The 26,987-nt window shown below is 58.1% G+C and carries 25 protein-coding genes and 4 tRNA genes; 19 read left to right on the forward strand and 10 right to left on the reverse strand.

All coding sequences use genetic code 11. The annotated features are described in order from the left end of the window. Positions 1 to 91: 91 nt before the first annotated feature. A complete protein-coding gene (locus tag CGERO_RS04845) occupies positions 92 to 1,138 on the forward strand; it encodes an HNH endonuclease signature motif containing protein (protein ID WP_123933785.1) in 1,047 nt (348 codons plus the stop codon). Here the strand turns inward: CGERO_RS04845 and CGERO_RS04850 are convergent. Then, the gene (locus tag CGERO_RS04850) at positions 1,089 to 2,228 is read right to left on the reverse strand and encodes an isochorismate synthase (RefSeq protein WP_123933787.1); all 1,140 of its coding nucleotides are present in this window, start codon (positions 2,226 to 2,228) and stop codon (positions 1,089 to 1,091) included. The two genes, CGERO_RS04845 and CGERO_RS04850, sit on opposite strands and share 50 nt — an antisense overlap. 25 nt (positions 2,229 to 2,253) lie before the next feature. On the opposite strand from CGERO_RS04850, the gene gltX reads away from it, so the two are divergent. From gltX to CGERO_RS04875, 5 genes are all read left to right on the forward strand, one after another. After that, positions 2,254 to 3,726, forward strand: coding sequence for a glutamate--tRNA ligase (gltX, locus tag CGERO_RS04855; protein ID WP_123933789.1), 1,473 nt, complete (start codon positions 2,254 to 2,256; stop codon positions 3,724 to 3,726). Between the two features lie 82 nt (positions 3,727 to 3,808). Then, positions 3,809 to 3,880 (forward strand) — tRNA-Gln (locus tag CGERO_RS04860). Between the two features lie 16 nt (positions 3,881 to 3,896). Beyond that, positions 3,897 to 3,969: transfer RNA gene (locus CGERO_RS04865), tRNA-Glu, on the forward strand. A 162-nt stretch (positions 3,970 to 4,131) separates the two neighbouring features. Continuing rightward, positions 4,132 to 4,207, forward strand: a tRNA-Glu gene (locus tag CGERO_RS04870). Between the two features lie 9 nt (positions 4,208 to 4,216). After that, on the forward strand, positions 4,217 to 4,735 hold the full coding sequence (locus CGERO_RS04875) for an HD domain-containing protein (RefSeq protein ID WP_123933791.1): 519 nt from the start codon (positions 4,217 to 4,219) through the stop codon (positions 4,733 to 4,735). Here the strand turns inward: CGERO_RS04875 and CGERO_RS04880 are convergent. After that, a complete protein-coding gene (locus CGERO_RS04880; RefSeq protein WP_123933793.1) occupies positions 4,697 to 5,404 on the reverse strand; it encodes an IclR family transcriptional regulator in 708 nt (235 codons plus the stop codon). The genes CGERO_RS04875 and CGERO_RS04880 overlap by 39 nt on opposite strands. Positions 5,405 to 5,456: 52 nt before the next feature. Between CGERO_RS04880 and leuC the strand changes: the two genes are divergently transcribed. Together leuC and leuD are read left to right on the forward strand one after the other, a co-directional pair. Continuing rightward, positions 5,457 to 6,869 carry a 3-isopropylmalate dehydratase large subunit gene (gene leuC / locus CGERO_RS04885; protein ID WP_123933795.1) on the forward strand — a complete coding sequence of 471 codons (1,413 nt, stop codon included), beginning with the start codon at positions 5,457 to 5,459 and terminating at the stop codon, positions 6,867 to 6,869. 12 nt (positions 6,870 to 6,881) lie between these two features. Further along, complete coding sequence (gene leuD, locus CGERO_RS04890) at positions 6,882 to 7,484, forward strand: 3-isopropylmalate dehydratase small subunit (RefSeq protein ID WP_123933797.1); 603 nt, start codon at positions 6,882 to 6,884, stop codon at positions 7,482 to 7,484. Here the strand turns inward: leuD and CGERO_RS04895 are convergent. After that, the gene (locus CGERO_RS04895; RefSeq protein ID WP_123935951.1) at positions 7,459 to 8,385 is read right to left on the reverse strand and encodes an NUDIX hydrolase; all 927 of its coding nucleotides are present in this window, start codon (positions 8,383 to 8,385) and stop codon (positions 7,459 to 7,461) included. The genes leuD and CGERO_RS04895 overlap by 26 nt on opposite strands. A 128-nt stretch (positions 8,386 to 8,513) precedes the next feature. Between CGERO_RS04895 and CGERO_RS04900 the strand changes: the two genes are divergently transcribed. Together CGERO_RS04900 and CGERO_RS04905 are read left to right on the forward strand one after the other, a co-directional pair. Beyond that, a complete protein-coding gene (locus CGERO_RS04900) occupies positions 8,514 to 9,521 on the forward strand; it encodes an NAD(P)H-dependent glycerol-3-phosphate dehydrogenase (RefSeq protein WP_123933799.1) in 1,008 nt (335 codons plus the stop codon). A gap of 31 nt (positions 9,522 to 9,552) precedes the next feature. Continuing rightward, positions 9,553 to 10,620: a D-alanine--D-alanine ligase family protein gene (locus CGERO_RS04905; protein ID WP_123933801.1), complete on the forward strand. Its 1,068-nt coding sequence runs from the start codon at positions 9,553 to 9,555 to the stop codon at positions 10,618 to 10,620. On the opposite strand, the gene CGERO_RS04910 is transcribed toward CGERO_RS04905, so the two are convergent. Next, positions 10,612 to 11,529, reverse strand: coding sequence for a DUF3515 domain-containing protein (locus CGERO_RS04910; RefSeq protein WP_123933803.1), 918 nt, complete (start codon positions 11,527 to 11,529; stop codon positions 10,612 to 10,614). The two genes, CGERO_RS04905 and CGERO_RS04910, sit on opposite strands and share 9 nt — an antisense overlap. A 26-nt stretch (positions 11,530 to 11,555) precedes the next feature. Between CGERO_RS04910 and CGERO_RS04915 the strand changes: the two genes are divergently transcribed. Genes CGERO_RS04915 through coaD form a run of 7 tightly spaced genes read left to right on the forward strand, consistent with a single transcriptional unit; the run spans position 11,556 to position 17,937 of the window. Next, entirely contained in the window at positions 11,556 to 12,536 is a 981-nt protein-coding gene (locus CGERO_RS04915) for a thiamine-phosphate kinase (protein ID WP_123933805.1), read from the forward strand. Continuing rightward, complete coding sequence (locus CGERO_RS04920; RefSeq protein ID WP_123933807.1) at positions 12,520 to 13,173, forward strand: uracil-DNA glycosylase; 654 nt, start codon at positions 12,520 to 12,522, stop codon at positions 13,171 to 13,173. Before CGERO_RS04915 ends, CGERO_RS04920 begins: the two co-directional genes overlap by 17 nt. An 11-nt stretch (positions 13,174 to 13,184) precedes the next feature. Continuing rightward, positions 13,185 to 14,558, forward strand: coding sequence for a DAK2 domain-containing protein (locus CGERO_RS04925; RefSeq protein ID WP_123933809.1), 1,374 nt, complete (start codon positions 13,185 to 13,187; stop codon positions 14,556 to 14,558). Further along, complete coding sequence (locus CGERO_RS04930) at positions 14,558 to 16,639, forward strand: ATP-dependent DNA helicase RecG (protein ID WP_123933811.1); 2,082 nt, start codon at positions 14,558 to 14,560, stop codon at positions 16,637 to 16,639. Before CGERO_RS04925 ends, CGERO_RS04930 begins: the two co-directional genes overlap by 1 nt. Positions 16,640 to 16,649: 10 nt before the next feature. Continuing rightward, entirely contained in the window at positions 16,650 to 16,862 is a 213-nt protein-coding gene (locus CGERO_RS04935) for a biotin/lipoyl-containing protein (protein WP_123933813.1), read from the forward strand. Next, positions 16,862 to 17,452 carry an RsmD family RNA methyltransferase gene (locus CGERO_RS04940; RefSeq protein ID WP_123933815.1) on the forward strand — a complete coding sequence of 197 codons (591 nt, stop codon included), beginning with the start codon at positions 16,862 to 16,864 and terminating at the stop codon, positions 17,450 to 17,452. The genes CGERO_RS04935 and CGERO_RS04940 overlap by 1 nt, the downstream gene beginning before the upstream one ends. Further along, positions 17,449 to 17,937, forward strand: coding sequence for a pantetheine-phosphate adenylyltransferase (coaD, locus tag CGERO_RS04945; RefSeq protein ID WP_123933817.1), 489 nt, complete (start codon positions 17,449 to 17,451; stop codon positions 17,935 to 17,937). Before CGERO_RS04940 ends, coaD begins: the two co-directional genes overlap by 4 nt. Here the strand turns inward: coaD and CGERO_RS04950 are convergent. The 5 genes from CGERO_RS04950 to CGERO_RS04970 all read right to left on the reverse strand — a co-directional run bounded on the left by CGERO_RS04950 (position 17,923) and on the right by CGERO_RS04970 (position 21,618). Continuing rightward, a complete protein-coding gene (locus CGERO_RS04950; protein WP_123933819.1) occupies positions 17,923 to 18,687 on the reverse strand; it encodes an amino acid ABC transporter ATP-binding protein in 765 nt (254 codons plus the stop codon). The two genes, coaD and CGERO_RS04950, sit on opposite strands and share 15 nt — an antisense overlap. Positions 18,688 to 18,689: 2 nt before the next feature. Continuing rightward, entirely contained in the window at positions 18,690 to 19,598 is a 909-nt protein-coding gene (locus tag CGERO_RS04955) for an amino acid ABC transporter permease (RefSeq protein ID WP_123933821.1), read from the reverse strand. A gap of 9 nt (positions 19,599 to 19,607) precedes the next feature. Beyond that, positions 19,608 to 20,519 (reverse strand): ABC transporter substrate-binding protein, encoded by a 912-nt coding sequence (locus tag CGERO_RS04960; protein WP_123933823.1) that lies wholly within the window; start codon positions 20,517 to 20,519, stop codon positions 19,608 to 19,610. Between the two features lie 37 nt (positions 20,520 to 20,556). Then, complete coding sequence (locus CGERO_RS04965) at positions 20,557 to 21,462, reverse strand: DUF368 domain-containing protein (RefSeq protein ID WP_123933825.1); 906 nt, start codon at positions 21,460 to 21,462, stop codon at positions 20,557 to 20,559. A gap of 79 nt (positions 21,463 to 21,541) precedes the next feature. Further along, a tRNA-Leu gene (locus CGERO_RS04970) sits at positions 21,542 to 21,618 on the reverse strand. Between the two features lie 111 nt (positions 21,619 to 21,729). Between CGERO_RS04970 and polA the strand changes: the two genes are divergently transcribed. After that, the gene (gene polA, locus CGERO_RS04975; RefSeq protein ID WP_123935953.1) at positions 21,730 to 24,366 is read left to right on the forward strand and encodes a DNA polymerase I; all 2,637 of its coding nucleotides are present in this window, start codon (positions 21,730 to 21,732) and stop codon (positions 24,364 to 24,366) included. Here the strand turns inward: polA and CGERO_RS04980 are convergent. Further along, complete coding sequence (locus CGERO_RS04980; RefSeq protein WP_123933827.1) at positions 24,305 to 25,111, reverse strand: class I SAM-dependent methyltransferase; 807 nt, start codon at positions 25,109 to 25,111, stop codon at positions 24,305 to 24,307. The genes polA and CGERO_RS04980 overlap by 62 nt on opposite strands. Positions 25,112 to 25,335: 224 nt before the next feature. Between CGERO_RS04980 and rpsA the strand changes: the two genes are divergently transcribed. Beyond that, positions 25,336 to 26,793, forward strand: a complete 1,458-nt coding sequence (rpsA, locus tag CGERO_RS04985) for a 30S ribosomal protein S1 (protein ID WP_123933829.1) — start codon at positions 25,336 to 25,338, stop codon at positions 26,791 to 26,793. The last annotated feature ends 194 nt before the right edge of the window (positions 26,794 to 26,987 follow it).

Consider the following 26,987-nt stretch of genomic DNA (forward strand, 5'->3'; position numbering starts at 1 on the left):
GCTAATCATCGAACGGGTGATCGGGGGTGGGGGTTTAGTCTAGGGGCAGCAGTACGGGGAGCTGCCATATTGACGAACAGAAAGGAACACCATGCTCATTCGGCACCTCAGCGAATTCGATCCACAATGCCAAGCCCTACGAAACACTATCGCGGAGAGAAGAAAAGAAGCATTCCACTGGTGGGAGAGTCTGACCCCACCCCCGGATTCGCCGGGAATTGGATTCCAGGTCCAAAAATTGGCGATCGTCCTTGATCGATCGGTGAGCTATGTCCGGCGTCGGTTCCAAGCGGTCTGGATCCTTCAGCGCCTACCAAAGCTCCGTGAACAGTTCTTCGAACACTTCCACTTAGACATGGGCAGGCTTGCCACCATCGGAAGTATCCTGGCGGATATAGCATCCCTGGAGGCACTGGATGAAGCCTTGTCTAAATTCCTAACGCCCAGCCGTTTTCGCGCTATCCCCTCAGCTCGAATTATCGGAGGATTCTTGCGGCGCAAACTCGCACCTTTCCACTGGAATCCGCCTCCCAACGCCGTGCGGATACGCCAAGTAGATGAATTGACTTCGCAGCTCGTAGTCACCTCGACCCACGGTGGCACCCGGTTAATGAAAGATCGCCTCCGTGAACTAGCCCACGAGTGGCAGTGCAGTGAACATGACGCGCTCTGGCAGGCACTGCTAGGGAAGGATTCAAAAGCCGTAGTCAATGTCTATCAGCACAAGGGCAAGTTATCTCTGGTAGACGGCAGCGTGATTCCGCAGTCGATGACCACCTTGATTCATCAGCGCGCCCGGATTCGACAATTGGATATTGAACAGCAAGGCAAGGGCTATGCCTTTCCTGCGAAGTTGCGCCACATCATTACCATGCGGGACTTGCACTGCAGATTCCCCGGCTGTGAAGTGCCAGCGCACGCCTGCGACATCGACCACGTGCTTGAGTTCAACAGGGGAGGTCCGACCGAAGTGAGCAACGGACAATTGCTGTGCAGGCGTCACCACAACATGAAAACCGAGCGGCAGGTGAGCTGCAGTATGACGCCAGATGGCGTGGTGACCTGGGTAATTGACGGCATTCGGAGCGTCACGCTTCCGGAAGGTGAAATCCTGGCTTTAGCCCCAGTGCCTTCATGATGGTTCGTAGCTTGGCGCTAGTTTCCGCCACCTCTGCAGTGGCATTGGATTCTTCGACGATCCCGCCTCCAGCCCATGCACGCGCATGAGTGCCGTCGCCGGAAACTTCGGCGCAGCGGATGGCGACCATGAATTCTCCATCAATGCCCTCGGCCCAACCAACGGCCCCGGCGTAAAAGCGGCGATCAGCCTCGGCGAAGGAGATTAGTTCCTCGGCGGACTCGGTTGGGGTGCCGCAGATCGCAGGAGTGGGATGGACGATCTGGGCCAGTTCCAATGCGGTGAGATCGGACTGTTTCAGGGTGCCAAGAACCGGTGTGGCCAAGTGCCACATCTCGTTGGTACACGTGAGTTCGGGAGTTGTTGGGATGTCGAGTTGAGAGCACAGCGGGGCGAGCTTCCGGCGGAGATGCTCAACTACAAAGCTGTGTTCCCTGAGATCCTTGTTCGATGCGAGCAAACGCTCACCACGCTTCTTGTCCTCGATGGGATCGACAGCCCTGGGGGCGGATCCGGCGAGTGGGTAGGCGCTGATCGTGGAACCCTGCTTCTTGATGAGGACCTCGGGGGAGGAGCCAACCAGCATATTGCCGACGAAATCTTCACCGGCGGGCGTGAGATCGACGATGAAACCGTCACGGTTGAGGGAGAGATCAATGAGGCGCGCGGCAATGAGCCGAGGATCGACGGGAGGATCAAAACGCACATCTACCGCCCGGGCCAGCACCACCTTGTTGAGGATGGTTTGTTTCATGGTCTCGATTGCCGCTTCCACACGGCGCTCGTGCTCGGCCTCCTCCGGCACCAGCGCTGCCAGCTCAGCGTGCAGTACTGATCCAGGACCTTGACGATAGTAAGCGTGGGGTTCCAACGGCCCATCTTCGCGCACGATCTTCACGGGCACAGTGAATGCGCATGCGTGGTCACGTCGAAAAGCTAAAGCCCCAACCACCATCTCGCCACGGTGCAGCGCAGCAAGCGCATCCTCGACTCTGTTGAAGCGCTCCTTCGCACCCTGCGTGCGAACCGAACCATGCGCTCTCGATAAGAGGAAATCGGGCGCGGAAGCGGGACGGGGTGAGGCACACATGGCAGGACAGTCTAGTATAAAACCCATGTCTGAAGTACGCGTCCGATTCTGTCCTTCGCCCACCGGCACGCCCCACGTGGGCATGGTGCGCACCGCACTATTCAACTGGGCGTACGCCCGCCACCATGGCGGCAAGCTCATCTTCCGCATCGAAGACACTGATGCCCAGCGAGACTCCGAAGAGTCCTACCAGGCAATCATCGATTCACTGCAGTGGCTCGGCATGGATTGGGACGAAGGCGTGGTCAAGGGTGGGCCGCACGAGCCGTACCGCCAAAGCCAGCGCATGGACATCTACGCAGACGTCCTGGAAAAACTGAAAGCAGGCGGTTATATCTATCCCGCCTACTCCACGGCGGATGAGGTCAGGGAGCGGCACAAGGCGGCCGGACGCGATCCGCAGCTCGGTTACGACAACTTCGACCGCGACCTCAGCGATGAGCAGATCGCAGCATTCGAGGCTGAAGGCCGCAAGCCCGTGTGGCGCCTGCGAATGCCGGATCAGGATTGGAAGTGGTACGACCTTGTCCGTGGCGAAATCGAATTCAAATCCTCAACCCAGCCGGACTTCGTGGTGGCCCGTTCCAATGGCGCACCCCTCTATACCCTTGTGAACCCCGTCGACGATGCCCTCATGGGCGTCACGCATGTGCTGCGCGGTGAGGATCTGTTGCCTTCCACCCCACGCCAGCTTGCTCTCTATGAGGCGCTCAAGGCGATCGGTGTAGCCGAGCGCACCCCGGAATTTGGCCACCTTCCCTTTGTGATGGGCGAGGGCAATAAGAAGCTTTCGAAGCGCGATCCGCAGTCCAACCTGTTCAACCACCGCGACCACGGCATAATCCCCGAGGGCATGCTCAACTATCTCGCTCTGCTGGGATGGTCGCTCAGTCACGATCAAGATATCTTCTCTGTGGATGAACTTGTGGCCAACTTCGACGTGGCCGACGTGCTGCCCAATCCGGCGCGATTCGACCAGAAGAAACTCGAAGCCATCAACGCCGACCACATTCGACTCCTCGACCCGGCAGACTTCCGCGAGCGCCTGCGTGACTACCTGCGGGAGTACTTCGACTTTGAGTACCCGGATGAAAAGTTCGCCATCGCGGCCGATCTTGTGCAAACGCGCATCAAGACGCTCTCCGATGCCTACGGGTTGCTCAAGTTCTTAGTCACCGCGGACGAGGACCTGGAATTGGACGAAAAGTCCGCGAAGAAGAACTTGAAGGAAGCCGCCATTCAACCGCTGGACGAGGGTATCGCCGCCCTCGAAGCAGTGGAGGAGTGGAACACCGAGAACATTGAGCGAGCACTGCACGGCGCACTCATTGAGAAGCTAGAGCTCAAGCCCCGCGTGGCCTACGGAGCGCTTCGTGTCGGTATTTCCGGCGCTGCCGTCTCGCCGCCGCTGTTTGAATCCATGGAGCTGCTGGGTAAGGAATCCACGTTAAAGCGCTTGCGTGCAGCCCGCAGTCAAACCCCTTATCAGGTATCCTGACCTGCAAGTTTGTGTGGCTTTCAGGAATGTGGTTATATTAATCCTCGTTGCACAGCAGGGGGAAACCTCAGCCGCACAACATTGGCCTATGGTGTAATTGGCAACACTACGGTTTCTGGTACCGTCATTCTAGGTTCGAGTCCTGGTAGGCCAGCTGGCTTTAAGCCTAAGCCCCGTTCGTCTAGTGGCCTAGGACGCCGGCCTCTCACGCCGGTAACACGGGTTCGAATCCCGTACGGGGTACAAATGATCAGTCGATGAAAGTCGGCTGATTTTTTGCGTTGTGGGCCTTTTCTGGCGCTTCAGCTTTTCGACGAACCCTGACGCATACATAGCACCCCGTACCCGTTGAGCTGGCGATTTGTTGTGATGAACGGTAGGACTCTAATATTTTTTAAGTCGCTAGCCCCGTTCGTCTAGTGGCCTAGGACGCCGGCCTCTCACGCCGGTAACACGGGTTCGAATCCCGTACGGGGTACCATCAGGAGGCGTGAATCCACGCCTCCTTTTTGCTATCCAGCGCGCCTGTGAAATCCATGACGGGCAAATGCGCAAGGGCACCCTAACGCCCTACGTCTCCCACCTCTTTGCCGTGGCTACGCTGCTTGAAAACGAGCCGGAAAATACCAGGATTGCGGCTTTGTTGCACGACGCCATTGAGGATCGGGACGTGGCTCCAAGCGAGATCGAAAAGGAATTCGGCACCGAGGTCCGCGAACTGGTGCAGGCCGTGACCAAATCCAACCATCCCGATTGGTGGACACGCGCCGAGGACTACTTGGAGCGAATGGGCTCCGCGCCGCCCGAGGCGCTCAAGATCATCGCAGCGGACAAGGTGCACAATCTGTGGTGCACACTGCAAGAAGAAGACCCTTGGGAACGTTTTTCAACGGGTTACCAGGGGCAGTGTTGGTGGTATCAGGAAGTGCTCAAACGGCTGCGGATTGAGCATCCGCTCGTTGAGGAGCTATCACAGTTGGTTGCTGAGCTTTTGCGCCGCGGCCACTAGGTCATCTGCCCAACGCTCGCTACCGCGGAAGCGTTCTGCTGGGCCGGACATCGAGAGCACCGCAAGGAACGCGCCTTCGCTGTTAAAAATTGGTGCCGAAATACTCGCGAGCCCTACTTCTCTTTCGCTTATCGACGCAGCCCATCCCTGAGCATGGACTTGTTCAAGATCTGCCAGCGTAAATTTTGCCCCTTGCTCCAGGATCGCGTCTCGAAGATGCGGGTTGCTGAAAGCTAGGAACACGCGGGCTGCAGAACCGGCGGTCAGTGGTAGGCGGGTGCCCGCGGGCACGGTGTTTTGCAGACCCATCGCTGGTTCTTGGGCTGCTATACACACTCGCTCGGTGCCTGCGAGTTGATAGAGTTGCACCGATTCCTTTGTCGAGTTCATCAGCGTTGCCATGATGGGCGTGGCAACGTCGATAAGCTTTGTTTGGCGATTGCCCCCTAGGGAGCCCAGCACTTCTCCGATGGCCCACTTTCCTTCGGAGGTGCGGGTGAGAATGTGGTGGACTTCCAGTGCCGTGGCGAGGCGGTGCGTGGTGGCTCGGGGAAGCCCTGTGGATTCGCACAGTTCGCCCAGGCTCATTGGAGCCTCCGCGACGGTCAGCATGATGGCAACGGCGCGATCCAGGACTTTGATGCCGCTTTCTGTGCTAATCTTTCCCATGTAATGATATTAACATCCCATCAGGCGGGAATCTAGCTGGAAGGTGAAGCGAATGAAAGCACCGCTGACACTCGCAGAAAAAGTGTGGCGCGATCACGTCATCGTCGAAGGTAAAGGCGAAGATCCGGACCTCATCTATATCGACCTCCAGCTCCTTCACGAAGTAACCTCACCACAGGCTTTTGACGGACTGCGGCTCGCCGGAAGGAAGATGCGGCACCCGGAACTGCATCTGGCCACCGAGGATCACAACGTGCCGACCGAGGGAATCGTCAAGGGTTCGCTGCTCGAAATCCGCGACCAGATCTCACGCACCCAAGTGGAAACCTTGCGCAAGAACTGCGAAGAATTTGGCGTGAAGCTCTACCCGATGGGTAATCAGCGTCAAGGCATCGTGCACCAGGTCGGCCCGCAGCTCGGTGCCACACAACCCGGCATGACGATCGTCTGCGGCGATTCGCACACCTCCACCCACGGCGCTTTCGGTGCCATGGCATTCGGTATCGGTACCTCCGAAGTAGAGCACGTGATGGCCACGCAAACGCTCTCGCTCAAGCCCTTCAAGACCATGGCGATCAACGTGTCTGGGGAACTTCAGCCGGGCGTGAGCGCGAAGGATTTGATCCTGGCGATCATCGCGAAAATCGGTACCGGTGGTGGGCAAGGTCATGTGATCGAATATCGCGGTGAAGCGATTGAGAAGCTCTCTATGGAAGCCCGCATGACCATCTGCAACATGTCCATCGAAGCGGGAGCCCGAGCCGGCATGATCGCGCCGGACCAAACCACCTTCGATTACATCAAAGGCCGCGAAATGGCGCCCAAGGACTGGGACGCAGCAGTTTCCTACTGGAAGACCTTGCCCACCGATGAAGGCGCGGAGTTCGACACCGTTGTAGACATCGACGGATCAGCGATCACCCCCTTTGTCACCTGGGGCACCAACCCCGGCCAGGGGCTCCCACTAGGCGAATGTGTGCCGGATCCAGAACTCATCGCCGGCGACGCCGAACGCGCGGCCGCCGAAAAGGCGCTGAAGTACATGGGCTTGGAACCTGGAACCCCATTGCGCGATATCGCTATTGACACCGTGTTCCTCGGTTCCTGCACCAATGCCCGCATTGAAGATTTGCGTGCCGCGGCCGAAGTGATCCGTGGACGTCGGGTGGCCGAAGGCGTGCGCATGCTCGTGGTGCCAAGCTCCGCTATGGTCAAAGAACAAGCCGAAGCCGAAGGCCTGGACAAGGTTTTCGAAGCAGCCGGGGCACAGTGGCGCACCGCCGGATGCTCCATGTGCCTGGGGATGAACCCGGATCAACTCGCCCCGGGAGAGCGCAGCGCCTCGACCTCAAACCGCAACTTCGAGGGGCGCCAAGGTCCAGGGGGAAGAACACACCTGGTGTCACCCGAAGTTGCAGCCGCCACCGCCGTCGTCGGCCGCCTCGCAAGCCCCACAGATCTCTAGGAGCAATTCATCATGGAGAAATTTCAACAGCACACAGGAATTGGCGTCCCACTGACGCGCTCAAACGTCGATACCGATCAAATCATCCCAGCGGTCTACCTCAAGCGTGTCACGCGCACGGGGTTCGAGGATGGGCTGTTCCACAACTGGCGCCAGGACCCAGACTTCGTGTTAAATCGCCAGGAATTCGCGAAGGGGTCGGTGCTGGTGGCAGGCCCAGACTTCGGTACTGGTTCCTCGCGTGAGCACGCCGTGTGGGCACTCATGGACTATGGTTTCAAGGCGGTATTTTCGTCAAGATTCGCCGACATCTTCCGCGGTAATGCGGGCAAAGCCGGTCTGCTCGCAGCACAAATGGCACAAGAAGACATTGAGCTGCTGTGGAAGCAATTGGAGCAGCAGCCCGGTGCCACCGTTGCAGTGGATTTAGAGAAGAAAACGGCCACCTGCGAAGGCAATGTGTATTCCTTCGAGGTGGACGATTACACGCGCTGGCGGCTCATGGAAGGCCTCGACGATATTGGACTCACGCTGCGTCAAGAAGATGCCATTCGTAAGTACGAAGCTAAGCGTCCGAGCTTCAAGCCCGCTACTTCACCGGAAGCGGACTCTTAAGATAATCAGCGCCGCACAGCTCACCTTCGCGGAAGGATAGTACCCACACACTGGCCTTTTTCGCTTCGATGGAATCCAGTGGGAGGGTGCCTTCTGCTGAGAGCCACGCGATGACGTCGGGAATCACCAACCCCTGGGCTATCACCACAGAAGTTCCGCCACGAGCGATAATCTCGCGCATCGCAGCTTTTGAGGTATTCATGTTCTCAATCCAGCCTTGATCGCCCAGGCGTGGATCGACTTGGACGTCCATGCCCAGTTCTTCTGCCAATGGTGCGGCGGTGAGCTGGCATCGTTGCGGCAATGCCGAATAAATCGCATCCGGGCAGTAGGCGCTGAGCATCGGCACCAACATGTCCGCCTGACGCCGCCCCTTCTTATCCAGCGGGCGCACATCGTCATTGCCGGCCCAATTGTGACGCTGGAAAGCGCGTGCATGCCGCACATACAGGATCCGAGTATCAGCGGGTGCAGCGAGGCGCTTGGCGGCTTTGCTCAGCACTTGGCGATCAACCTCATAGCTCAGCAGCTGCAGGGCTTCGTCGATAGGCAACCAACGCAGCTCATCCACTTCCTTGTTGGGCTTGAAGGAGCCTCCGAGTACCTTGGCAATCCAGTAGTAGACCACCTTGGTGCGAGTTCCCACTGGGTACGTGACTTTGCCCAGGAGCTTGCCAAGGCGAACGTTGTAACCCGTCTCTTCAAGGATTTCCCGATGCGCCGTAGTCGGCAGCGATTCGCCGGGATCCACTTTGCCTTTCGGCAGTGACCAATCGTCGTAATGAGGGCGGTGGATCACCGCCACTTCACCTTCGCGCCACAGCACCGCACCCGCCGCCAAGGTGGAACGCTTGAATTCCTTCGCGGGTTGGCTCGGGATCTGCTGGAAACGACCCTGCATGTGATGTTCTTCTTGGTTTAAGGATTGATCAGCCACGCCTATTAGGGTATCGGGTTCACGCCGGGTTTGCTGAATGGGCGCTACACTCGACGCTGCCACACTTGAAGCACTGCATTAAAGGAGACGTGATGAAGCAGATCGGGGTCATGGGCGCAGGTTCGTGGGGAACCACGCTGGCGAAAGTCTTCGCCGACGCCGGCAATCACGTCACCTTGTGGGCGCGCCGCGCCGAGGTGGCTGATGAGATCAACCAGGAGCACAAAAATCATAAGTACCTCAGCGACGTTGTGCTTCCGAACAATCTTCGCGCGACTTCGGATCCTGCAGATGCGCTCCAGGCCGACATCCTGGTGCTTGCCGTGCCCAGCCAGACGTTGCGCAGCAATCTTGAGCAGTGGGCTCCGCATATCTCCCAAGACACGATCTTGCTGAGCCTTGCCAAGGGCGTGGAGGCGAAGACCTTCGAGCGGATGAGCCAAGTGATTGCAGAGGTCAGTGGGGTAGAGGAAAGCCGAATTGCCGTGCTCAGCGGCCCAAACCTCGCCCGCGAGATCGCGGAGGAACAACCAGCTGCCACGGTGATCGCCTGCACTGATCAAGACAACGCGGTTGCAGTGCAACAGGCCGTTGCTACAAACTATTTTCGCCCCTATACCAATACCGATGTAGTTGGCTGCGAAATCGGCGGCGCGTGCAAAAACGTGATCGCCCTCGCCTGCGGCATGGCAGCAGGTCAGGGGCTTGGAGAAAACACCCTAGCCACCGTCATTACGCGAGGTCTCGCCGAAATTTCTCGTCTGGGGGAAGCCCTTGGCGCCGATCCGCGCACCTTCTCGGGCCTCGCTGGGCTGGGAGATCTTGTTGCGACGTGTTCTTCACCTTTGTCGCGCAATCGTTCCTTCGGTGCTCGCCTGGGTGAGGGCCAGAGCCTCGAAGACGCCCGTGCGGCATCCAATGGGCAGGTTGCAGAGGGCGTCATTTCTTCTCAGTCGGTGTTTAGCTTGGCCACCTCCCTGGGAGTGGAAATGCCAATCACCCAAGCCGTGTACGGTGTGTGCCATTTGGGCTTGGACGTCGGCGATATGGTGCAGGCGTTGATGGGCAGGCAGAAGAAATCAGAGATCCCGAGCCAATAACTTGAGCCCCTAGCGGGTACACTTTGCAGCCGTGAATCAAGCTGCAAACAATCCCATACGCGTGGCCGTCATTTATGGTGGCCAAAGTTCCGAGCATTCTGTGTCTTGCGTATCCGCAGGCGCAGTGATGAGCCATCTGGAAGGCTTCGAGGTGGTCCCCATCGGCATTACGAAAACCGGCGCTTGGACGGTGGGCACTAGTGACGTCGAGGAACTCCAAACAAAAGATCGCGTCATGCCCGAGGTGCAGATGCGCGAAGCGGTGACTTTGGCGTTAGACCCAGCTCATCGCGGCGAATTCCGGCTTAGCGACGGCACCTTGCACGCAAAAGTCGATGTCATCTTCCCAGTACTACACGGCCCCTTCGGTGAAGACGGCACGATTCAAGGTCTGTTCGAACTCTCCGGTGTGCCCTATGTGGGCACGGGTGTGTTGAGCTCCGCCTGTGGCATGGATAAAGAATTCACGAAGAAGCTGCTAAAAGCGGAAGGCCTCCCCGTTGGTGAGGAAGTGGTGCTGCGTGAACATCGGACGCTTTCCGCCGAGGAACGCGACACACTGGGGCTCCCGGTGTTTGTCAAGCCTGCGCGCGGTGGCTCTTCAATCGGCATTTCTCGCGTCGAGCGTTGGGAAGACCTCGATGAGGCTCTTGCGCTTGCCCGTGAACACGACGCCAAGGTGATTGTTGAATCAGAGATTATCGGCGACGAGGTTGAATGTGGCGTCTTGGAATACGCCGACGGCACTCGCGTCGCCTCAGTCCCGGCAAAACTTCTGGACATTGATGACTCGGAAGAAGGCTTCTACGGCTTTGACACCAAATACTTAGACAACGTCGTTTCGGCAGAAATCCCCGCACAATTCGAGCAGGCAACCCTCGAACAACTCCGCGAGATTTCACTCAAGGCGTTTGATGCATTGAACTGCAGGGGCCTTGCGCGCGTGGACTTCTTCGTCACCGCGAACGGCCCGGTGCTCAACGAGATCAACACGATGCCGGGCTTCACGCCCATTTCGATGTACCCGAAGGTTTTTGAGGCCTCGGGCGTTGCCTATGCCCAATTGCTGCGCATGCTGATTGAGCAGGCCCTAAGCTGAGGCAGTGGATTCCCGGATCGTCTTGGTAAGCTGCACCAACACGGCGTTCCCCTCATTCGGGGCTGACACCGCAATCACTACATCGCGGCCCATCGGGTACCAGGTGGACGCTGTGGTGCCGTTGCCCAAGGTGGTGTCTTCGAACCAGGGAACGCCATTGATCTGTTGAAGCTGCGCGCCAGCCTTATACGCCTTGGGAAACTCCACGCCGCACCGCAGCACTACGGGTTCTTTGCCAAAGCTCGTCCACGCCTTCGTCTGCGGCAGATCGGTGTTCGTGGCCGCGTAGTCGTCGTCAAGCTGCTCGGGTAGAGCTTCAAGCAGGTGCTTACAGCTTTTCGACGCCTCCGCGGCCTCCTGCGCTAGTGGAATCGGGAAGGGCTTGGCGTTGCGATTTTCTAAGCCATCGAGCGGCAAATCCTTCAGAGGCATCCCCTGGCCGTCGAGCGCTGGGTCATCGGCGGTGACGGCCACGAGCGGGAACTTGTTCACCGCGAACCAGGTACGAAGGGTCGAACCGGGGGTGGCATCGTCTACACGTATCCATTGCACACCGTCGATCTCCTCGGTGGGGGTGATCTTGGTGTATTGAAGCGGTACTGAGACGCCACAGCGCAAAGTGATGCGCTCGGTGCTGCTCGACGCCCACGCAGCGGCGCCGTTCGGGGCGGGTTCTGCAAGTTCGGCGCGCTTATGCCCCGCGAATGTGTCCGGTAGTGCGTCCACAAACTGCTGGCATTCCGCGGTATCCGCATCTGGGGAGTCGAGCGAGGCCATCGCTACTGGTTGCTGCGCCGCACGGTCATACACGATCTTCGCCCCGATAATCACCCCGAACACAAGCAGGATGGATAGCGCGAGAGCAATGAGAATTGGGGTCTTTCGATACGCGGTCTCAGGGCGGGTCATAGTGCAAAAGTGTAACCTGTACACCTATGAATACGCGCCAGCCACTGAACCCAACCCTGGCAGAAGTTGGTGAGCGAGAAGCCATCAACTTGATCGCGGCGCACGCACCAAGTCCGCGCAACGGCGACGACGCGGCCGTGCTTGAACATGATGCGCCTAACTCCCAAACGGTGGTGAGCACAGACATGCTGGTGCAGAATCGGCACTTTCGCCTGGACTGGTCCACGCCAGCAGAGATTGGCAAGAAGGCAATCACCCAAAATTTCGCAGACGTGGAGGCCATGGGGGCGCGACCGAAGGCAGCGCTGTTGGCGCTGTCCGTGCCGGCGCACACACGAGTGCAATTTGTTGCTGAACTTGCCCGAGGCATTGGCGAACGCGTTGTTGAATACGGCGCCGAACTCGTCGGTGGCGACATCACCGACGGCGACGCAGTGGTGATTTCAGTGACCGCCGTTGGTCAACTTGGCGGTTCGCTGCCAGAGCTATGCCTCGACCGTGCCCGCCCTGGCCAGCATGTGGTGGCGAGTGGAGAAATCGGCGCCTCAGCAGCAGGGCTTGCGTTGCTGCAACGATTTGGGCGCGACAATATCCCGGAGGAGTTCGCGCCCTTGGTGCAATCACATTGCGCGGCGAAGGTGCCGCCCGGACGAGGTTTTGTGGCGCGCTCTGCCGGTGTTTCCTCGATGACCGATAATTCCGATGGCCTCATCGTGGACACCCGCAACATCGCCCGGCGATCGAACGTGAGCATCAATCTATTCTCAGACGCCATTGCACCTTCGGAGTTGTTGTACGCAGCGGCGGAACTGCTGCAAGCAGATCCCTGGGAATGGGTGCTTCAGGGTGGGGAAGACCACACGCTCATAGGCACCACCACCAGCGCCGCCCCCACGGGATACCGCGTCATTGGCCGTGTTGATCACCGATCCGAGGGGGAAGTGCTCATCGACGGAAAAACCCCGCTATTCGACGGAGGGTGGAGCAGTTTTGCTACCAGTACATGATAGTTGGCAACAACCCCTTGGACCGGTTGAAGCCCAGATTCACGCGATGGGCGACTTCTTGCGCACAGAAGTTGCCGCAGGCCGGACTTATCTTCCCGCCGGAGATAACGTGCTGCGTGCCTTCCAGGATCCCTTTGATGCAGTCAAGGTGCTCATCATCGGCCAGGATCCGTATCCCACACCGGGACACCCGATGGGGCTGGCCTTCGGTACGCAGCCCGGAGTCCCGGCGCCCCGGAGCCTGCAAAACATTTACCGCGAACTCCGTGATGATCTCGGCATCACTACACCTGAAGATGGCGACCTTCGCCCGTGGACTGCACAGGGCGTCTTGTTGCTCAACCGCGTACTCACCGTGCAGCCGGGGAACGCGGGCTCACATCGGGGCAAGGGATGGGAAGCAGTGACCGAACAGGCCATTACTGCGCTGAGGCAGCGCGAGCAACCCCTGGTTGCGATCCTCTGGGGCCGGGACGCGCAGAAAGCTACGCCATTGCTCGACGGTGTGCCAATCATCGCTTCGGCCCACCCCTCGCCGCTGTCAGCTTCCCGTGGATTCTTTGGTTCCCGGCCCTTTAGTCGAGCGAATGAAGCACTAGAGCAGCAAGGTGCCGCACCGGTTCAGTGGCACTTGTAGCATGAGTGATTATGGCAACTGCTGACCGGATCGAAGCCGCCACGTTGTGGCGATGGGCGCAAAGTGCTGCCCAAGCCCTGCGTGATGCAGCGCCCAGGATAAATCAGCTCAACGTGTTCCCCGTTCCAGATTCCGACACGGGCTCAAACATGGCGCACACGATGAGCGCTGCCGTAAGCGCAGTTGAGGATCCAGACGATCTCGGTGCCATCAGCGCACAATTGGCTGCGGGGGCGGTCAGAGGGGCACGTGGCAACTCGGGAGTGGTACTTAGCCAGATACTCCGTGCCGTCGCTGAGGCAGCAGCCCAAGGCCCGCTTGATAGCCAGGCGCTGGTTGGTGCACTGAACAAAGCACAGCACTATGTGCGTGAAGCGTTGCATCGGCCAGTAGAAGGAACCATCATCTCCGTGCTCGCCGCGGTAGCAGATGTTCCAGCCGCGGACACCCTTGATGCGACGGTCGGGGCGATGGCAAAAGCTGCGCACACAGCAATGGAGCACACACCCGAGCAACTGGAAGATCTACACGGGGTGATCGACGCGGGAGCTGCGGGGCTCGTTGTGGTCCTTGGCGCGCTGCAGGAAGCGATGGGGCAGGTGACTGAGCCGGAGCTGCCTTCTGGTCAGGTTGAAGTGATGATGTATGCCACCAACGCCAACCTTTCCGGGTTGGAATCCGAGCTCGAGTCCCTCGGTGATTGTTTGGTTATTGGTCGCGCCGGTGATGATGAGGCGAATATCCACATTCACACCGTGCAACCGGAAGCAGTGCTCAAAGCTGCTCGTGCTTTCGGCACCATCAGTGATGTGCGCGTCGAGGCGTTGCCCGAAGCGCCCCGCGCCGGGCGCGTTCTCATTGTTATTGATCCTCCCGAGGGGGCCGTGCCGCTGCTTAACGATGCAGAGGTCAAGTGTTTCGCGGCGGATGATGAGCTGATTCCCGCATTGACCTCATTGAATGCCGCCGAAGTCCTAATATTTTCCAATTTGGATCTGCAAACCCTGCACGCGATTGATCGAGCACTGCAACGCGTTGGTATCCATACGGCATGGTTGCCAGGTGCTCACTTGCTGCGCATCCTCGCAGCAGTGACCGTGCACGATCCCAGCCAAAGCTTCGGCGTCGCCTTATTGCACATGCAAGAAGCGGCCCTGGGAATGCACATCGCCACAATCGCTGAGAACTACAGCGTCCACATCGGAGACTATGAGGTTGCTCGGTGTAACTCACTAGAGCAGGCAATTGAAACAGCAAGCTCCCTATTGCACTCGTGCGGCGGTGAGCAGCGCGCGATCGCTGTTCGTCCGGGCTCCGAGGTTGTCGACTCGGCGATGATGGAGATTGAGGGACTTGCCTGCCTCGCGGAAATCGGAGTGGAATAGTGCTCGGGTGGCAAGACACGCGGCCGCTGAGCCGCATCCTGGAAAAAGGCGAAGCTGGCTCGATCAAACGCGCTTTTGGCTACAGCAAAGCCTATGAATTGTTGGAGCATTTTCCCAGGGCATACGCTGCACGTGGATCGGGGCTTGCCGCCGAGACAGCGGATGAAGGCGAGATCGTCACCATCGTGGGCGAAGTCGTGCACACCACCACCCGAGAATCACCAAAAGCCGGGCGTATTTTCCAAGTGTCAATACATGATGGGGTAGGGGTTACCCAGGCGACGTTCTTTCGCGCCACCTGGCAAATGCGCCAACTATCAGTCGGTGTGCGGGCCATCTTCACCGGCAAACTGAAGTTCTTTCGAGGCCAGGCGCAGTTGCAGCATCCTCAGTATTTCCTGCTCGGGAACCTACGGTTGCTGAAAAAGGAGGAAAGCTACAAAGAGCGCGTGGCGCAGCTCATGCTCAACCTCCCGTTCATCCCCATCTACCCAGCAAAATCTTCCATGCCTTCCTGGCGCATCTTTGGCGCGATCCATGAAGTGCTGCGCACTATCCCAACAATTGAGGATCCCCTCCAGCAATTCGCGCCAAACGACCTGCCCAGCTTCGACGCCTCTGTGCGCGGCATTCATATGCCCGATGCTGGTGGGCACGAACCATATCGCCAACGCCTGCTCTACGACGAAGCCTTGAGTTTGGGCGTGGTCATGGCACTGCGCAAAGCCGATACACGAAAACGAGTAGCTCCCCTGCTCAGCGCCCCAGACCAACGCGGCGCGCAATTGCAAGCCTCATTGCCATTTGACCTCACTGAGGGCCAACGGAACGTTCTTGAGGACATCCGTCACGATCTGCGTTCCAAAGAGCCAATGCAGCGCCTCCTGCAAGGCGAGGTGGGTTCGGGCAAAACCGTGGTGGCGCTGCTCGCCATGCTCCAAGCCGTGGACGCAGGCGCCCAGTGTGCGCTGCTCGCCCCAACAGAAGTGCTTGCGACACAGCACGCGCAGAGCATTGCGGCCATGTTGAAAGGCATTGACGTCAAGATCACCTTGCTCAAAGGTTCTATGCCAACTTCCCAACGACAGCAAGCGCTGCTCGACATTGTCAGCGGAGAATCAAACATCATCATCGGCACGCATGCGCTTATTCAAGAATCAGTAGAGTTCTTCAACCTTGGTCTGTGCGTGGTAGATGAGCAGCACCGTTTCGGCGTCGAACAACGAGATACCCTCCGCGCGAAGGGCCCAGACGGTTTGACTCCACACCTCCTCGTGATGACGGCAACGCCCATTCCGCGAACCATCGCCATGACTACCTTTGGAGACCTAAGCGTGTCCACGCTCAGGGAACTGCCGGGAGGCCGCCAACCCATTGCCTCCTACGTGGTGCCCGCACAAAACTCTTTGTGGGTCGCCAGAATGTGGCAACGCTTGCGTGAAGAAATCCACCAGGGCAGACAGGTCTACATAGTGTGCCCGAAGATCGGTGGTGAAGACGGCGTCGAGGAAATGACCGAACACCTCAGCAACACCGAGTTCGAGGGCCGCCGAGTCATGGCACTGCATGGCCAGATGCCCAGCGAATCCAAAGCCACGGTTATGGAGGCGTTTGCAGCGGGACTTATCGACGTGCTCGTCGCCACCACCGTGATCGAGGTCGGCGTGGACGTGCCCAACGCCGCGGCCATGCTCATCTACGGCGCCGACGCCTTCGGCGTTTCCCAATTGCATCAACTCCGAGGCCGAGTGGGACGAGGCGCCAACAAATCCATCTGCTTCTTCTACACCAGCGCAGAACCCGGCACCCCCACCCTCGAGCGCATTGGAAAGGTAGCCGATACCCTCGACGGCTTCGAACTCGCCGAAATTGATCTGGAATATCGCCAAGAAGGCGACGTGCTCGGCACCGAACAATCCGGACATAATCGCCTGAAGTTCCTCAAATTGCACCGCGATGCCAGAGTGATCGCCCGCGCCAATGACGATGCCACGGCAATTGTGCACCAAGCCCCCTTGCTCGCCCGAACCCTCGTGCGAGACATCGACTACGATCGGCAGATCTTCATCGACAAAAGCTAAAATACCCCTCATGAAGATTCACGCCCCCTTCGCCGGGATCGTCCACTTCCTCGTCACCCCTGGCGAATCCGTCCGCACAGGCCAAGCGCTCGCCTCAGTTGAGGCAGTGAAACTAGAGGCGCCCGTGATCGCGCCGGGTCCTGGGGTGGTGGACGCGCTTTTGGTAGAGGATTTTCAAGACGTTGTTGGTGGCGAGGCTGTGATTGAGGTGAAAGAGGCTTAATGGGACAAACACGTATCATTTCCGGCGAGGCTCGTGGCAGGAAGATTAAGGTTCCCGAACACGGCACACGTCCAACCTCCGACCGCGCCCGTGAAGGACTCTTTTCCTCCCTTCAGGTTCGCTTCGGTTTTATCGATGCGGTGGTGCTCGATCTTTTCGCGGGTTCCGGCGCTCTTGGTCTTGAGGCCGCGAGCCGAGGTGCCGCTGAGGTGGTCTTGGTTGAATCGGCGCGATCCGCCGCTGAGATTATTCGCAGCAACGCCAAGGTAGTGGGGCATCCCAACGTACGTGTTGAGGAGATGAAGGCATCTACTTACCTGGCCACCGCGCCCGATCATTATTTCAGCATGGTTTTGGCCGATCCTCCCTATGAACTTGACGACGCAAGCGTGCAGGAAATGTTGGCGGCGTTGGCCCCAAAGCTTATCGACGGCGCTGTGGTCGTCATCGAGCGTCATCGCGACTCCGAGCAGACTGCATGGCCCGCGTGGTTCGTGCCCACGCCGCAGAAATTGAAGAAGCGTACTTTTGGCATTGCGCGGATGGACATGGCGGTGTTCCATGCCGATCGCTATGAGGAGGAATCATGAGCACGCATGCGGTGTGCCCAGGATCGTTTGATCCCGTGACGATGGGGCACGTCAATATCATTCAGCGCGCGGCTTCCCTGCATGATCGGGTGACGGTGTTGGTTACAGCGAACCCCAACAAGCCGAGCGGCCTGTTCACAGTTGAAGAACGCAAGGAACTGATCCGCAACGCCCTGCAGCATTTGCCAAATATTCACGTTGACCATTGGTCGGGACTTCTGGTGGAGTACACCACTACTCACGGGGTGGACACCCTGGTCAAGGGGCTGCGTTCTTCCTTGGATTACGACTATGAGCTGCCGATGGCGCAGATGAATCGAAAGCTCGCAGGAATCGATACCTGCTTTCTCATGACCGACCCTAAATACGGGTACATCTCCTCCACACTGTGCAAGGAAGTAACCAAGTATGGGGGAGACGTATCGGATATGTTGCCTGAAGGGGTGGCGGACGCTATCCGCCGAAAATTCTCAGAGCAGGCTTGAGAGGAATTCCCGGGTGCGGGCGTGCTGGGGGTTGTCGATGACCTGCTTGGGATCGCCGGCCTCGACGACCACGCCGCCGTCCATGAACACCACAGTGTCCGCCACTTCGCGGGCAAAGCCAATCTCGTGTGTGACCACGAGCATGGTCATGCCATCGGCGGCCAGTTCGCGCATGACGCGCAGGACCTCTCCCACGAGTTCGGGGTCCAGTGCGGACGTGGGTTCGTCGAAAAGCATGAGTTTGGGCTCCATCGCAACCGCACGAGCAATGGCTACGCGCTGCTGCTGACCACCGGAAAGCTGCGCTGGATAGGCGTCTGCCTTATGGCCTAACCCGACCTTCTTTAACAGCTCCATCGCCTGCTCGCGGGCGTCTTTTTCTGCGACGCCCTTGACGTGAATAGGAGCCTCAATGACGTTTTCGAGCGCCGTGCGGTGGGGGAAGAGGTTGAAGTTCTGGAACACCATGCCGATGCCTGAGCGCTGGCGAGCGGCTTCTCGTTCAGAAATTTCATAGAGCACCCCATCGCGTTCCTTGTATCCGATGAGTTCACCGTCGACGTAGAGACGCCCAGCGGTGATCTTTTCCAAGTGGTTCACGCAACGTAGCAGGGTAGATTTGCCGGATCCCGAAGGGCCGATCAAACACGTGACGCTGCCTTTGGAAATCTGCAGGTCGATGCCCCTGAGCACTTCAAGACTTCCGAAGCTCTTGCACAACTGTTGTGCGTCAATCATGAGGGTTTCCATGCCTATTTGCCTTTCTGGATCACGTTGACGTTCTTGGGCAGGGTGCCCTCTGCATCAGCAAGAGCGGCGAGCTGGGCTGGGGTGAGATCGCGTGAAACGCCGCGGTCATAGTATTTTTCCAGGAAATGCTGGCCGACCATGAGCAGTGAGGTGATTGCCAAGTACCAGGTGGCCGCCACCAGCAGGAGCGGTACGGGATCGAAAAGTGCGGCTGCAATATCCGTCGCGCGGCCATAAAGCTCGGCGGTGTAGGGGATCGCTACCACCAGGGATGTGGTTTTGAGCAAAGAAATGAACTCATTACCGGTGGGCGGAACGATGATGCGCATCGCCTGCGGCAACACGGTGCGGCGCATGGTCATCCACCAACTCATGCCCAAGGCCTTGGAAGCCTCTGTCTGACCCTCGGGAACCGCCTGAATACCGGAGCGAACAATCTCAGCCATATAGGCGGCCTCGTTCAGGCCGAGGCCGATCACGGCGAGTAAGAACATGTTCTTCAGCGCGTTTTCTAGGGAAATCTCCGTGAAGCCCAGGTTGATGCTTTGGTAGATCGACCCCAGCAGTCCCCAGAACACTAACTGCACGTACACCGGGGTGCCACGGAAAATCCACAGGTAAAACCAGGAGACTGCGGACAATACAGGGTTGGGAGACATGCGCATCACTGCAACAGCACAGCCGAGCACCACACCCAAGAGCATGGACAAGACTGTGATGGCAAGAGTGTGAGCTGCGGCGGTGGCAATGCGGGTATCAAAGAGATACGCGCGGTAGGTATCCCAGCCGTAGGCCTCATTGGTTGCTGCGGAGATGAGGAACCACAGGAACAAGGCCAAGATGATAGCGGCTGCGACCCAACGGCCGGGATGGCGAAGTGGCTTCGCCTGAATTGGTTTTGGATTCGTCATGATGTGGTCCTACTTCTTGATTGGCACTTCGTTTATCAGGGCTGAATCAACGAGCCCATCGTGGATTCCCCACTGCGAGAGAATGCGTTGATATTCGCCCGTTTCAATCAGGTGCTGCAATGCAGCGGCGACTGCTGGCCCGAGAGGTGAACCTTTGGGAACTGCGAAACCATAGGGGGCTGCGTCAAAAATTTCGCCGGTTGCTTCGATCTTTCCCTCGGCGCGGGTGACTGCCCAAGCAAGTACAGGGGAGTCTGCGCTGAAGGCATCTGCGCGGCCCAGGACGAGGGCCGTGGCCGCGGCATCAGAAGTGTCGTATGAGAGCACTTCAATGGGTTCTTTGCCTTCGGATACGCATTTATCGGAAAGCGGGCGCACGTCATCGGTTTCTGACACGGTGGTGCGTTGCACCGCGATGGACAGGCCACATGGGTTTTCGCGAGAGATGTTGTCGCCTGCTTGTTGCCCCCACTGCACGCCTGCGTAAAGGAAGTCTACGAAGTCATAATTTTGACGTCGCTCCTCAGTATCGGTAAATCCGGAGGCCCCTACATCAACAGATCCGGAGGAAATGGAGGGCAAGATGAGCGAGAAGTCTTGTTCCTTCGGTTGAAACTTCAAACCCATGGTGGAGGCGATTGCCTCCATGAGATCCATTTCTACGCCGATGATGGTGTGGGAGGAATCCCGGAATTCGAATGGGGCAAACGGTGGGTTGGTGCCGGCACTCAGCACACCACGTTCTTTGATGTCTTTGGGCACCATCGCCTCGATTTCCGCGACCGGCGCGGGCTGGACTTTCTCCCAGCCCTCTGGATGCCCTTGCTCCTCATTGGTGACGCACGCGCTCAACGCGCCGAGGCTGAGCGCTGCAGAAAGCGCGCAAACGGCGCGGCGAATCCGCCGATTGGAAAACTTCATGGCAGATAGCATACCGCCAAGAGCATAATATGTGAATTTAGTGTTTGGTGGTGAATTTCTCTGCCCACATGATCGCCGCGACGATGGCGCCGCCCAAGAGAATCCACAACACCGTGCCCAACACGTTGCCCGAAGGTGCAAGCAATTCCGCCTGCTCGGTTTGCCATGGCCAGAGCGCACGAAGCGAGCCCAGCATTAGACCTGCCATCGTGGCGAGCGTCAAAGTGCGGTGCCGAGTAATTAGGTAATCCAGCAGCTTGATAAACAGGGTGATGCCAGTCAGGGCACCAAGAGCGAACACCGCCATCACGGTGAGATCACGCTCCGCTACTGCACCGATGACGGGGCCGTATAGACCGAGCGACAACAAGATGAATGAACCTGAAACACCGGGAAGCACCAGGGCGCATACGGCAATCATGGCTGCGAAGAACACGACGATGAGGGAGGGGTTCGTTTTCTCGGCAGAGGTTACCCCGGTGAGGAAAAACGTAGCGATCGCCGCGATTGCAAACATCGCGTACGCCGGCACCCGCTTCGCCTCAAGCTCTTTGCCGCTGATCATTTGCAGCGGCACCAGAATCGAAACCGCCACCATGCCCATAAAAAGCGCCTTGGAGGTTTGGGGAGAATTCTCCACGAAAGCATGCATCACCGAGGATAGTGAAAGCACCGTCAGTACCATGCCGACACCCACCGCTATGAGGAACGCCCACTCCACCTGCGATGCTGCATCCTTGAGGCGCCTACGATCAGTCACCGCCGCGCGAAGAGTGTGGAGCAGCAGATCGCCATTGCGAATTGCGCGCTCGTAAATACCGACGACCAGCGCCACAGTTCCGCCGGAGACGCCCGGCACCATCTCTGCCAAGCCGATCAAGCCGCCGAAAATGACGTACAAAATATGTTTTAGCGGGGATTCTTTGGTGGGTGTTTGACTCATGTGGTTCCTCGTTCGACGTTATAGAGACGCAATGAGTGTAGCCCGGGCAAAGAAAAACGGCGCTTTGCAGCGCCGGTAGTGGTGCCCCAGGTGAGACTCGAACTCACACTGGACGGGTTTTGAATCCGTTGCCTCTGCCAATTGGGCTACTGGGGCGTCGGATGAAAATCTTACAACACAAAAGGCACGGAATGAAAAAGGCAAGGCAGAACGCGAGATTCCGGGTGTGTGTTTAGACTAGGGCGCGTGACTGAATCTCGACGTTTGATGCTTATCGACGGCCACTCGATGGCGTTTCGTGCCTTTTTCGCCATTCCCTCGGAGAATTTCTCAACCTCCGGCGGCCAGACAACCAATGCCGTGTACGGCTTTTTGGGCATGCTGTCTTCCCTGGTGGCCGAGCAGCAACCTACCCACTTGGCGGTGGCGTTCGACGTTGGGCGAAAGACGTTTCGCTCGGAGAAGTTCCCGGCGTATAAAGCGCAGCGTGATGCGACGCCGCCAGAGTTCAAGGGTCAAATTTCGCTCATCAAGGAGGTTCTTGACGCTCTCGGAGTGACCCATTTGGAAAAAGAGAAATTCGAGGCCGATGACATCATCGCCACCTTGTCCACCGCGGCCACAGGGCAAGGTTTTCGTACTCAGATTGTGACTGGCGATCGCGATTCCTTCCAATTAGTCAATGACCATGTGACGGTGCTGTATCCAAAGCGCGGCGTATCGGATCTGATTCATTACACTCCTGAGGCGATTGAAGAAAAGTATGGGCTCACACCTGCGCAGTACCCAGAGTTTGCCGCATTGCGCGGGGATCCATCAGACAATCTGCCGAGCATTCCGCGAGTTGGAGAAAAGACGGCCACCAAGTGGATTCAGCAGTACGGGGATCTGGAAAGCTTGCTCACTCACGCCTACGAGATCAAAGGCATGGCGGGCGAGAATCTACGCGCGGCCATCGATCAAGTTCGCACCAATTTTGAACTGACGCAGATGGTTCGCGACCTGGAACTTCCGTTGGGTCCCGAGCAACTGCAACGCAAGGACATCGATGTCAATGCGGTGGCCCGGAGCTTTGATTCGCTGGAGTTTGGAGTGAATCTTCGCGAAAGGGTGTTCAACTCCTTCGGCGTCGACGGTAGTGCGGTAGATGCGGACAAGGCTCCTGATCTTCAACTCGAACATGACGCTGTGGACACTTGGCTAGCGGCCCATGCAGAACAAGCATTGGCGCTCGTGGTTGAGGGGCAGGCAGTACCGGGTGCTGGCGATGCCTCGGCGTTCGCCCTTTGCGATGAGTCTTATCGAGGCATCGTCGCATCCTTTGAAAACCTCAACCCCTCTGAAGAGCAGGCTCTTGGCGATTGGCTCGCCAGCGACGCCCCGAAATTTGTTCACGGAGCCAAGGCTCATTTCCATATGCTGCAGGCGCGTGGATTTGACCTTGATGGGGTGGAGCACGACACCGAGATCGCTGCCTATCTCCTGCGCCCAGGGCAGCGTACATATGAGCTCAAAGACGTATTCCAGCGCCACCTGCAGCGGCAATTAGCCAGCGAAGCGTCAAGTGGTCAACTCTCCCTGCTTGACGTTGCCGATAATCAGGAACTGCTCGCGCACGCGGCTGCCGTGATGGAATTGGCGCAGACGCTGGCAGAACAGCTCGTCGCAATCGACGCCTACGAGCTCTACCGTGATTTGGAGATTCCACTCGCGGGGATCCTGGGAGGCATGGAGGCGATCGGGATTGCCGTCGATGTGGAGACGCTCCAGGAGCAGCTCGAAGACTTCAAGGCCATGGTCGCCGAAGAAGAGGAGCAAGCCCGCAAACTTGTCGATGAACCCACGTTGAACCTTTCCAGCCCGAAGCAACTGCAATCCGTGCTCTTTGACACGCTGGGTCTGCCGAAAACGAAAAAGACCAAAACCGGCTATTCAACGGCGGCGAAAGAAATTGATGCGCTTGCCGCCAAGAATCCGCATCCATTCCTGGACCACCTGCTAGCGCATCGCGAATACACCAAGATGAAGTCCACGATTGAGGGGCTCATTCGTGCCGTCGGGGAAGATGGGCGGATTCACACAACCTTCCACCAAACGAAGGCCTCCACTGGCCGCCTGAGTTCCACCGATCCGAACCTGCAAAATATTCCGGTGCGCACCGAGGCCGGTAGAAAGATTCGCTCGGCGTTCACCGTAGGTGAGGGGTACGAGTGCTTGCTCACTGCTGACTACTCGCAAATTGAGATGCGCGTGATGGCGCATCTTTCTGAAGACGCAGGATTGATTGAGGCGTACCAAAATGGCGAGGACTTGCACAATTACGTGGGCTCGCGCGTCTTTGATGTCCCGGTTGGTGAAGTGACTCCAGAACTGCGGCGTCGGGTTAAAGCAATGAGCTACGGACTGGTCTATGGTCTGTCTGCATTCGGTCTTTCTCAACAGCTCGGCATCGCTGCCGGGGAAGCAAAGGCCATTATGGAAAGCTACTTCCAGCGTTTCGGCGGCGTAAAGCGTTACCTGGATGAAGTGGTGGAGCAGGCGCGACACGATGGTTACACTGCGACGCTGTTTGGGCGCCGTCGATACCTTCCCGAGCTCACCTCCGAGAACCGCGTGGCGCGAGAAACTGCAGAGCGCGCTGCCCTGAACGCCCCTATCCAGGGAACTGCCGCCGACATTATTAAGGTGGCGATGATCCGCGTCGATCGGGAACTGAGGGAGGCTAACGTGCGCTCGCGTGTGCTCCTCCAAGTCCATGACGAATTGGTGGTGGAAGTTGCCCCCGGTGAGCGAGAGTTGGTGCAGAGCATCGTTGAGCGCGAAATGGACGCGGCAGTAGAACTTACTGTGCCCCTGGAGGTTGCAAGCGGTGTTGGTGAGGACTGGGAGGAAGCTGCTCACTAAGTCGAGCTTGAAAGATCACAGTGCCGGGGAAAATCTTTCCCCGCAGCGGTGACCACTGACCCCAGGTGGTCGTTAAATCCTCGGGCCAAGTGGGTTCGGTCATGCCCTCGATTGAGAAGCCTGCAGCATGGAAAGCGTTGATCCAATCGGCCATAGTGTGCTGAAACTCGGCATATTGCAGCTCGCCGTGCTCGTCGCTTTCTACATAGTGCTGTTCAAAATAACTGTTTGTGGCAATCAGGCCTCGCTCGTCTGGAAAATCCTCGAAAATCCAGCGCATAGGATGATTCGCAGCAATGACCAGTGTGCCGCCGGAGCGTAGTACTCGGGCGACTTCGCGCAGTGCCACGGTGAGATCGGGAATGAACGGGAACGCCCCGAAGGCGGAAAACGCTACGTCCATGCTGTTGGCTGCAAGTGGGATACGGTGGACGTCGGCAAGCAAGGCAGGAAAAGTTCCGGAAGAACGGCGCACCATGTCCGCGGAGATGTCGAAGCCGATCACGGTCGCGGAGGGAAAAGTTTCAGCTATCCAGGATGAGCAGGGTCCGGAGCCACAGCCAATTTCGAGGACGCGTTTGTCCTTCAAGTCTCCCAGAAGGTGTGCCTCGGCCTCGGCCAACATTTCAGGGCACCAGAAGAAACTTTGCAGGTATTCGGGATGCGCCTCGTGGTAGGCATCTGCGTCGCTGTTCCACCATCGCCGGTTCGCTTGGCTGGCATCGTCTGCTGAAATGTTGTGCATGTGGCTATTGTGACACTAGCCGAGCGGAGGCTTGGAACGCTTGCTCTAGCTGCGAAAATAGACTATTGTTGATCGAGCGTGTCTGTGCTTAAGGTGCGAGATTGCTGATGTAGGACGGCAATGATCCATCTCTAGTGAGATCAAAACGCCAGTACAACTGGGGTGGAGAGAGACGCGTTCCTGTCCAATCACGATTCCTACTTACTTTTCGGAGCACTTACTTTATGCCCACCAATAACGTCCCTCAGGTAGCCATCAATGACATTGGCTCCGCTGAGGATTTCCTCGCAGCCGTTGACGCCACCATCAAGTACTTCAATGATGGTGACATCGTCGAAGGCACAGTGGTCAAGGTTGATCACGACGAGGTTCTGCTCGACATCGGATACAAGACCGAAGGTGTTATCCCCACCCGCGAGCTTTCCATCAAGCACGACGTAGACCCCGACGAAGTTGTCGAGGTTGGCGATCAGATCGACGCACTCGTGCTGACCAAGGAAGACAAAGAAGGTCGCCTGATTCTGTCCAAGAAGCGCGCTCAGTACGAGCGTGCCTGGGGCACCATCGAGGACCTCAAGGCCAAGGACGAGCCGGTTATCGGCACCGTCATCGAGGTTGTCAAGGGTGGCCTCATCCTCGACATCGGACTGCGTGGCTTCCTGCCTGCATCCCTCGTTGAAATGCGCCGCGTTCGTGACCTGGATCCCTACATCGGCCAGGAAATCGAAGCCAAGATCATCGAGCTGGACAAGCAGCGCAACAACGTGGTGCTTTCCCGCCGTGCATGGCTCGAGCAGACCCAGTCCGAGGTTCGCTCCGAGTTCCTTCACCAGCTCCAAAAGGGCCAGGTGCGCAAGGGTGTCGTTTCCTCCATCGTCAATTTCGGCGCATTCGTCGATCTCGGCGGTGTGGACGGCCTCGTGCACGTCTCCGAGCTCTCCTGGAAGCACATCGATCACCCCTCTGAGGTTGTCACCGTTGGCGACGAAGTCACCGTTGAGGTGCTCGACGTTGATCTCGACCGCGAGCGCGTATCGCTCTCGCTGAAGGCAACCCAGGAAGATCCTTGGCGCGTATTCGCACGCACCCACGCCGTTGGCCAGATTGTGCCCGGCAAGGTTACGAAGCTCGTTCCCTTCGGCGCCTTCGTTCGCGTTGAAGAAGGCATCGAGGGCCTCGTTCACATCTCCGAGCTGGCTCAGCGCCACGTTGAGGTGCCGGACCAGGTTGTCAATGTCGGTGACGAGGCAATGGTCAAGGTCATCGACATCGACCTTGAGCGTCGTCGCATCTCCCTGTCGCTGAAGCAGGCCGACGAGGACTACACCGAAGAGTTCGATCCTTCCAAGTACGGTATGGCCGACTCCTACGACGAGCAGGGCAACTACATCTTCCCCGAGGGCTTCGACCCGGAGACCAACGAGTGGCTCGAGGGCTTCGACGAGCAGCGCCAGGAGTGGGAGGCTCGCTACGCAGAGTCCGAGCGTCGCTTCCAGCTCCACACCGCTCAGATCGAGCGCTCCCGTGCAGCCGCAGCCGAGGCAGCAGCTTCCGGCGAGGCAGCGAACTACTCTTCCGCTTCCGAGGAAGCAGCACCCGCTGCTTCCAACGAAACTGAGGGTGGCTCCTTGGCTTCCGACGAGCAGCTCGCTGCTCTGCGCGAGAAGCTCGCTGGCAACTAAGTTGTAGCGAAAGGAAACCGGCACCGATTGGTGCCGGTTTTTTCATGCCCTAAACAACTCCGGCGAATGTGGGAAATTTCTCCTTTTCAAGCCAGCAATTTCCGGATCGTTGCAAAATGTTGCGATCATTTGGGAAGTGCTTTGGCTAAGTGTTGTATTTCTGCCCGTTGGGGCATTATGATGTGATTGTTTTC

Source organism: Corynebacterium gerontici (genome assembly GCF_003813985.1).
Lineage (GTDB): Bacteria > Actinomycetota > Actinomycetes > Mycobacteriales > Mycobacteriaceae > Corynebacterium > Corynebacterium gerontici.

What these genes read in the sequence shown, in the direction of transcription:
- CGERO_RS04845 (WP_123933785.1), top strand. Translation starts at nt 92, where the DNA reads ATGCTCATTCGGCACCTCAGCGAATTCGATCCACAATGCCAAGCCCTA.
- CGERO_RS04850 (WP_123933787.1), bottom strand. Translation starts at nt 2,228, where the DNA reads ATGTGTGCCTCACCCCGTCCCGCTTCCGCGCCCGATTTCCTCTTATCG.
- gltX (WP_123933789.1), top strand. Translation starts at nt 2,254, where the DNA reads ATGTCTGAAGTACGCGTCCGATTCTGTCCTTCGCCCACCGGCACGCCC.
- CGERO_RS04880 (WP_123933793.1), bottom strand. Translation starts at nt 5,404, where the DNA reads ATGGGAAAGATTAGCACAGAAAGCGGCATCAAAGTCCTGGATCGCGCC.
- leuC (WP_123933795.1), top strand. Translation starts at nt 5,457, where the DNA reads ATGAAAGCACCGCTGACACTCGCAGAAAAAGTGTGGCGCGATCACGTC.
- leuD (WP_123933797.1), top strand. Translation starts at nt 6,882, where the DNA reads ATGGAGAAATTTCAACAGCACACAGGAATTGGCGTCCCACTGACGCGC.
- CGERO_RS04895 (WP_123935951.1), bottom strand. Translation starts at nt 8,385, where the DNA reads ATGCAGGGTCGTTTCCAGCAGATCCCGAGCCAACCCGCGAAGGAATTC.
- CGERO_RS04900 (WP_123933799.1), top strand. Translation starts at nt 8,514, where the DNA reads ATGAAGCAGATCGGGGTCATGGGCGCAGGTTCGTGGGGAACCACGCTG.
- CGERO_RS04910 (WP_123933803.1), bottom strand. Translation starts at nt 11,529, where the DNA reads ATGACCCGCCCTGAGACCGCGTATCGAAAGACCCCAATTCTCATTGCT.
- CGERO_RS04915 (WP_123933805.1), top strand. Translation starts at nt 11,556, where the DNA reads ATGAATACGCGCCAGCCACTGAACCCAACCCTGGCAGAAGTTGGTGAG.
- CGERO_RS04925 (WP_123933809.1), top strand. Translation starts at nt 13,185, where the DNA reads ATGGCAACTGCTGACCGGATCGAAGCCGCCACGTTGTGGCGATGGGCG.
- CGERO_RS04935 (WP_123933813.1), top strand. Translation starts at nt 16,650, where the DNA reads ATGAAGATTCACGCCCCCTTCGCCGGGATCGTCCACTTCCTCGTCACC.
- CGERO_RS04940 (WP_123933815.1), top strand. Translation starts at nt 16,862, where the DNA reads ATGGGACAAACACGTATCATTTCCGGCGAGGCTCGTGGCAGGAAGATT.
- coaD (WP_123933817.1), top strand. Translation starts at nt 17,449, where the DNA reads ATGAGCACGCATGCGGTGTGCCCAGGATCGTTTGATCCCGTGACGATG.
- CGERO_RS04950 (WP_123933819.1), bottom strand. Translation starts at nt 18,687, where the DNA reads ATGGAAACCCTCATGATTGACGCACAACAGTTGTGCAAGAGCTTCGGA.
- CGERO_RS04955 (WP_123933821.1), bottom strand. Translation starts at nt 19,598, where the DNA reads ATGACGAATCCAAAACCAATTCAGGCGAAGCCACTTCGCCATCCCGGC.
- CGERO_RS04960 (WP_123933823.1), bottom strand. Translation starts at nt 20,519, where the DNA reads ATGAAGTTTTCCAATCGGCGGATTCGCCGCGCCGTTTGCGCGCTTTCT.
- CGERO_RS04965 (WP_123933825.1), bottom strand. Translation starts at nt 21,462, where the DNA reads ATGAGTCAAACACCCACCAAAGAATCCCCGCTAAAACATATTTTGTAC.
- polA (WP_123935953.1), top strand. Translation starts at nt 21,730, where the DNA reads ATGCTTATCGACGGCCACTCGATGGCGTTTCGTGCCTTTTTCGCCATT.
- CGERO_RS04980 (WP_123933827.1), bottom strand. Translation starts at nt 25,111, where the DNA reads ATGCACAACATTTCAGCAGACGATGCCAGCCAAGCGAACCGGCGATGG.
- rpsA (WP_123933829.1), top strand. Translation starts at nt 25,336, where the DNA reads ATGCCCACCAATAACGTCCCTCAGGTAGCCATCAATGACATTGGCTCC.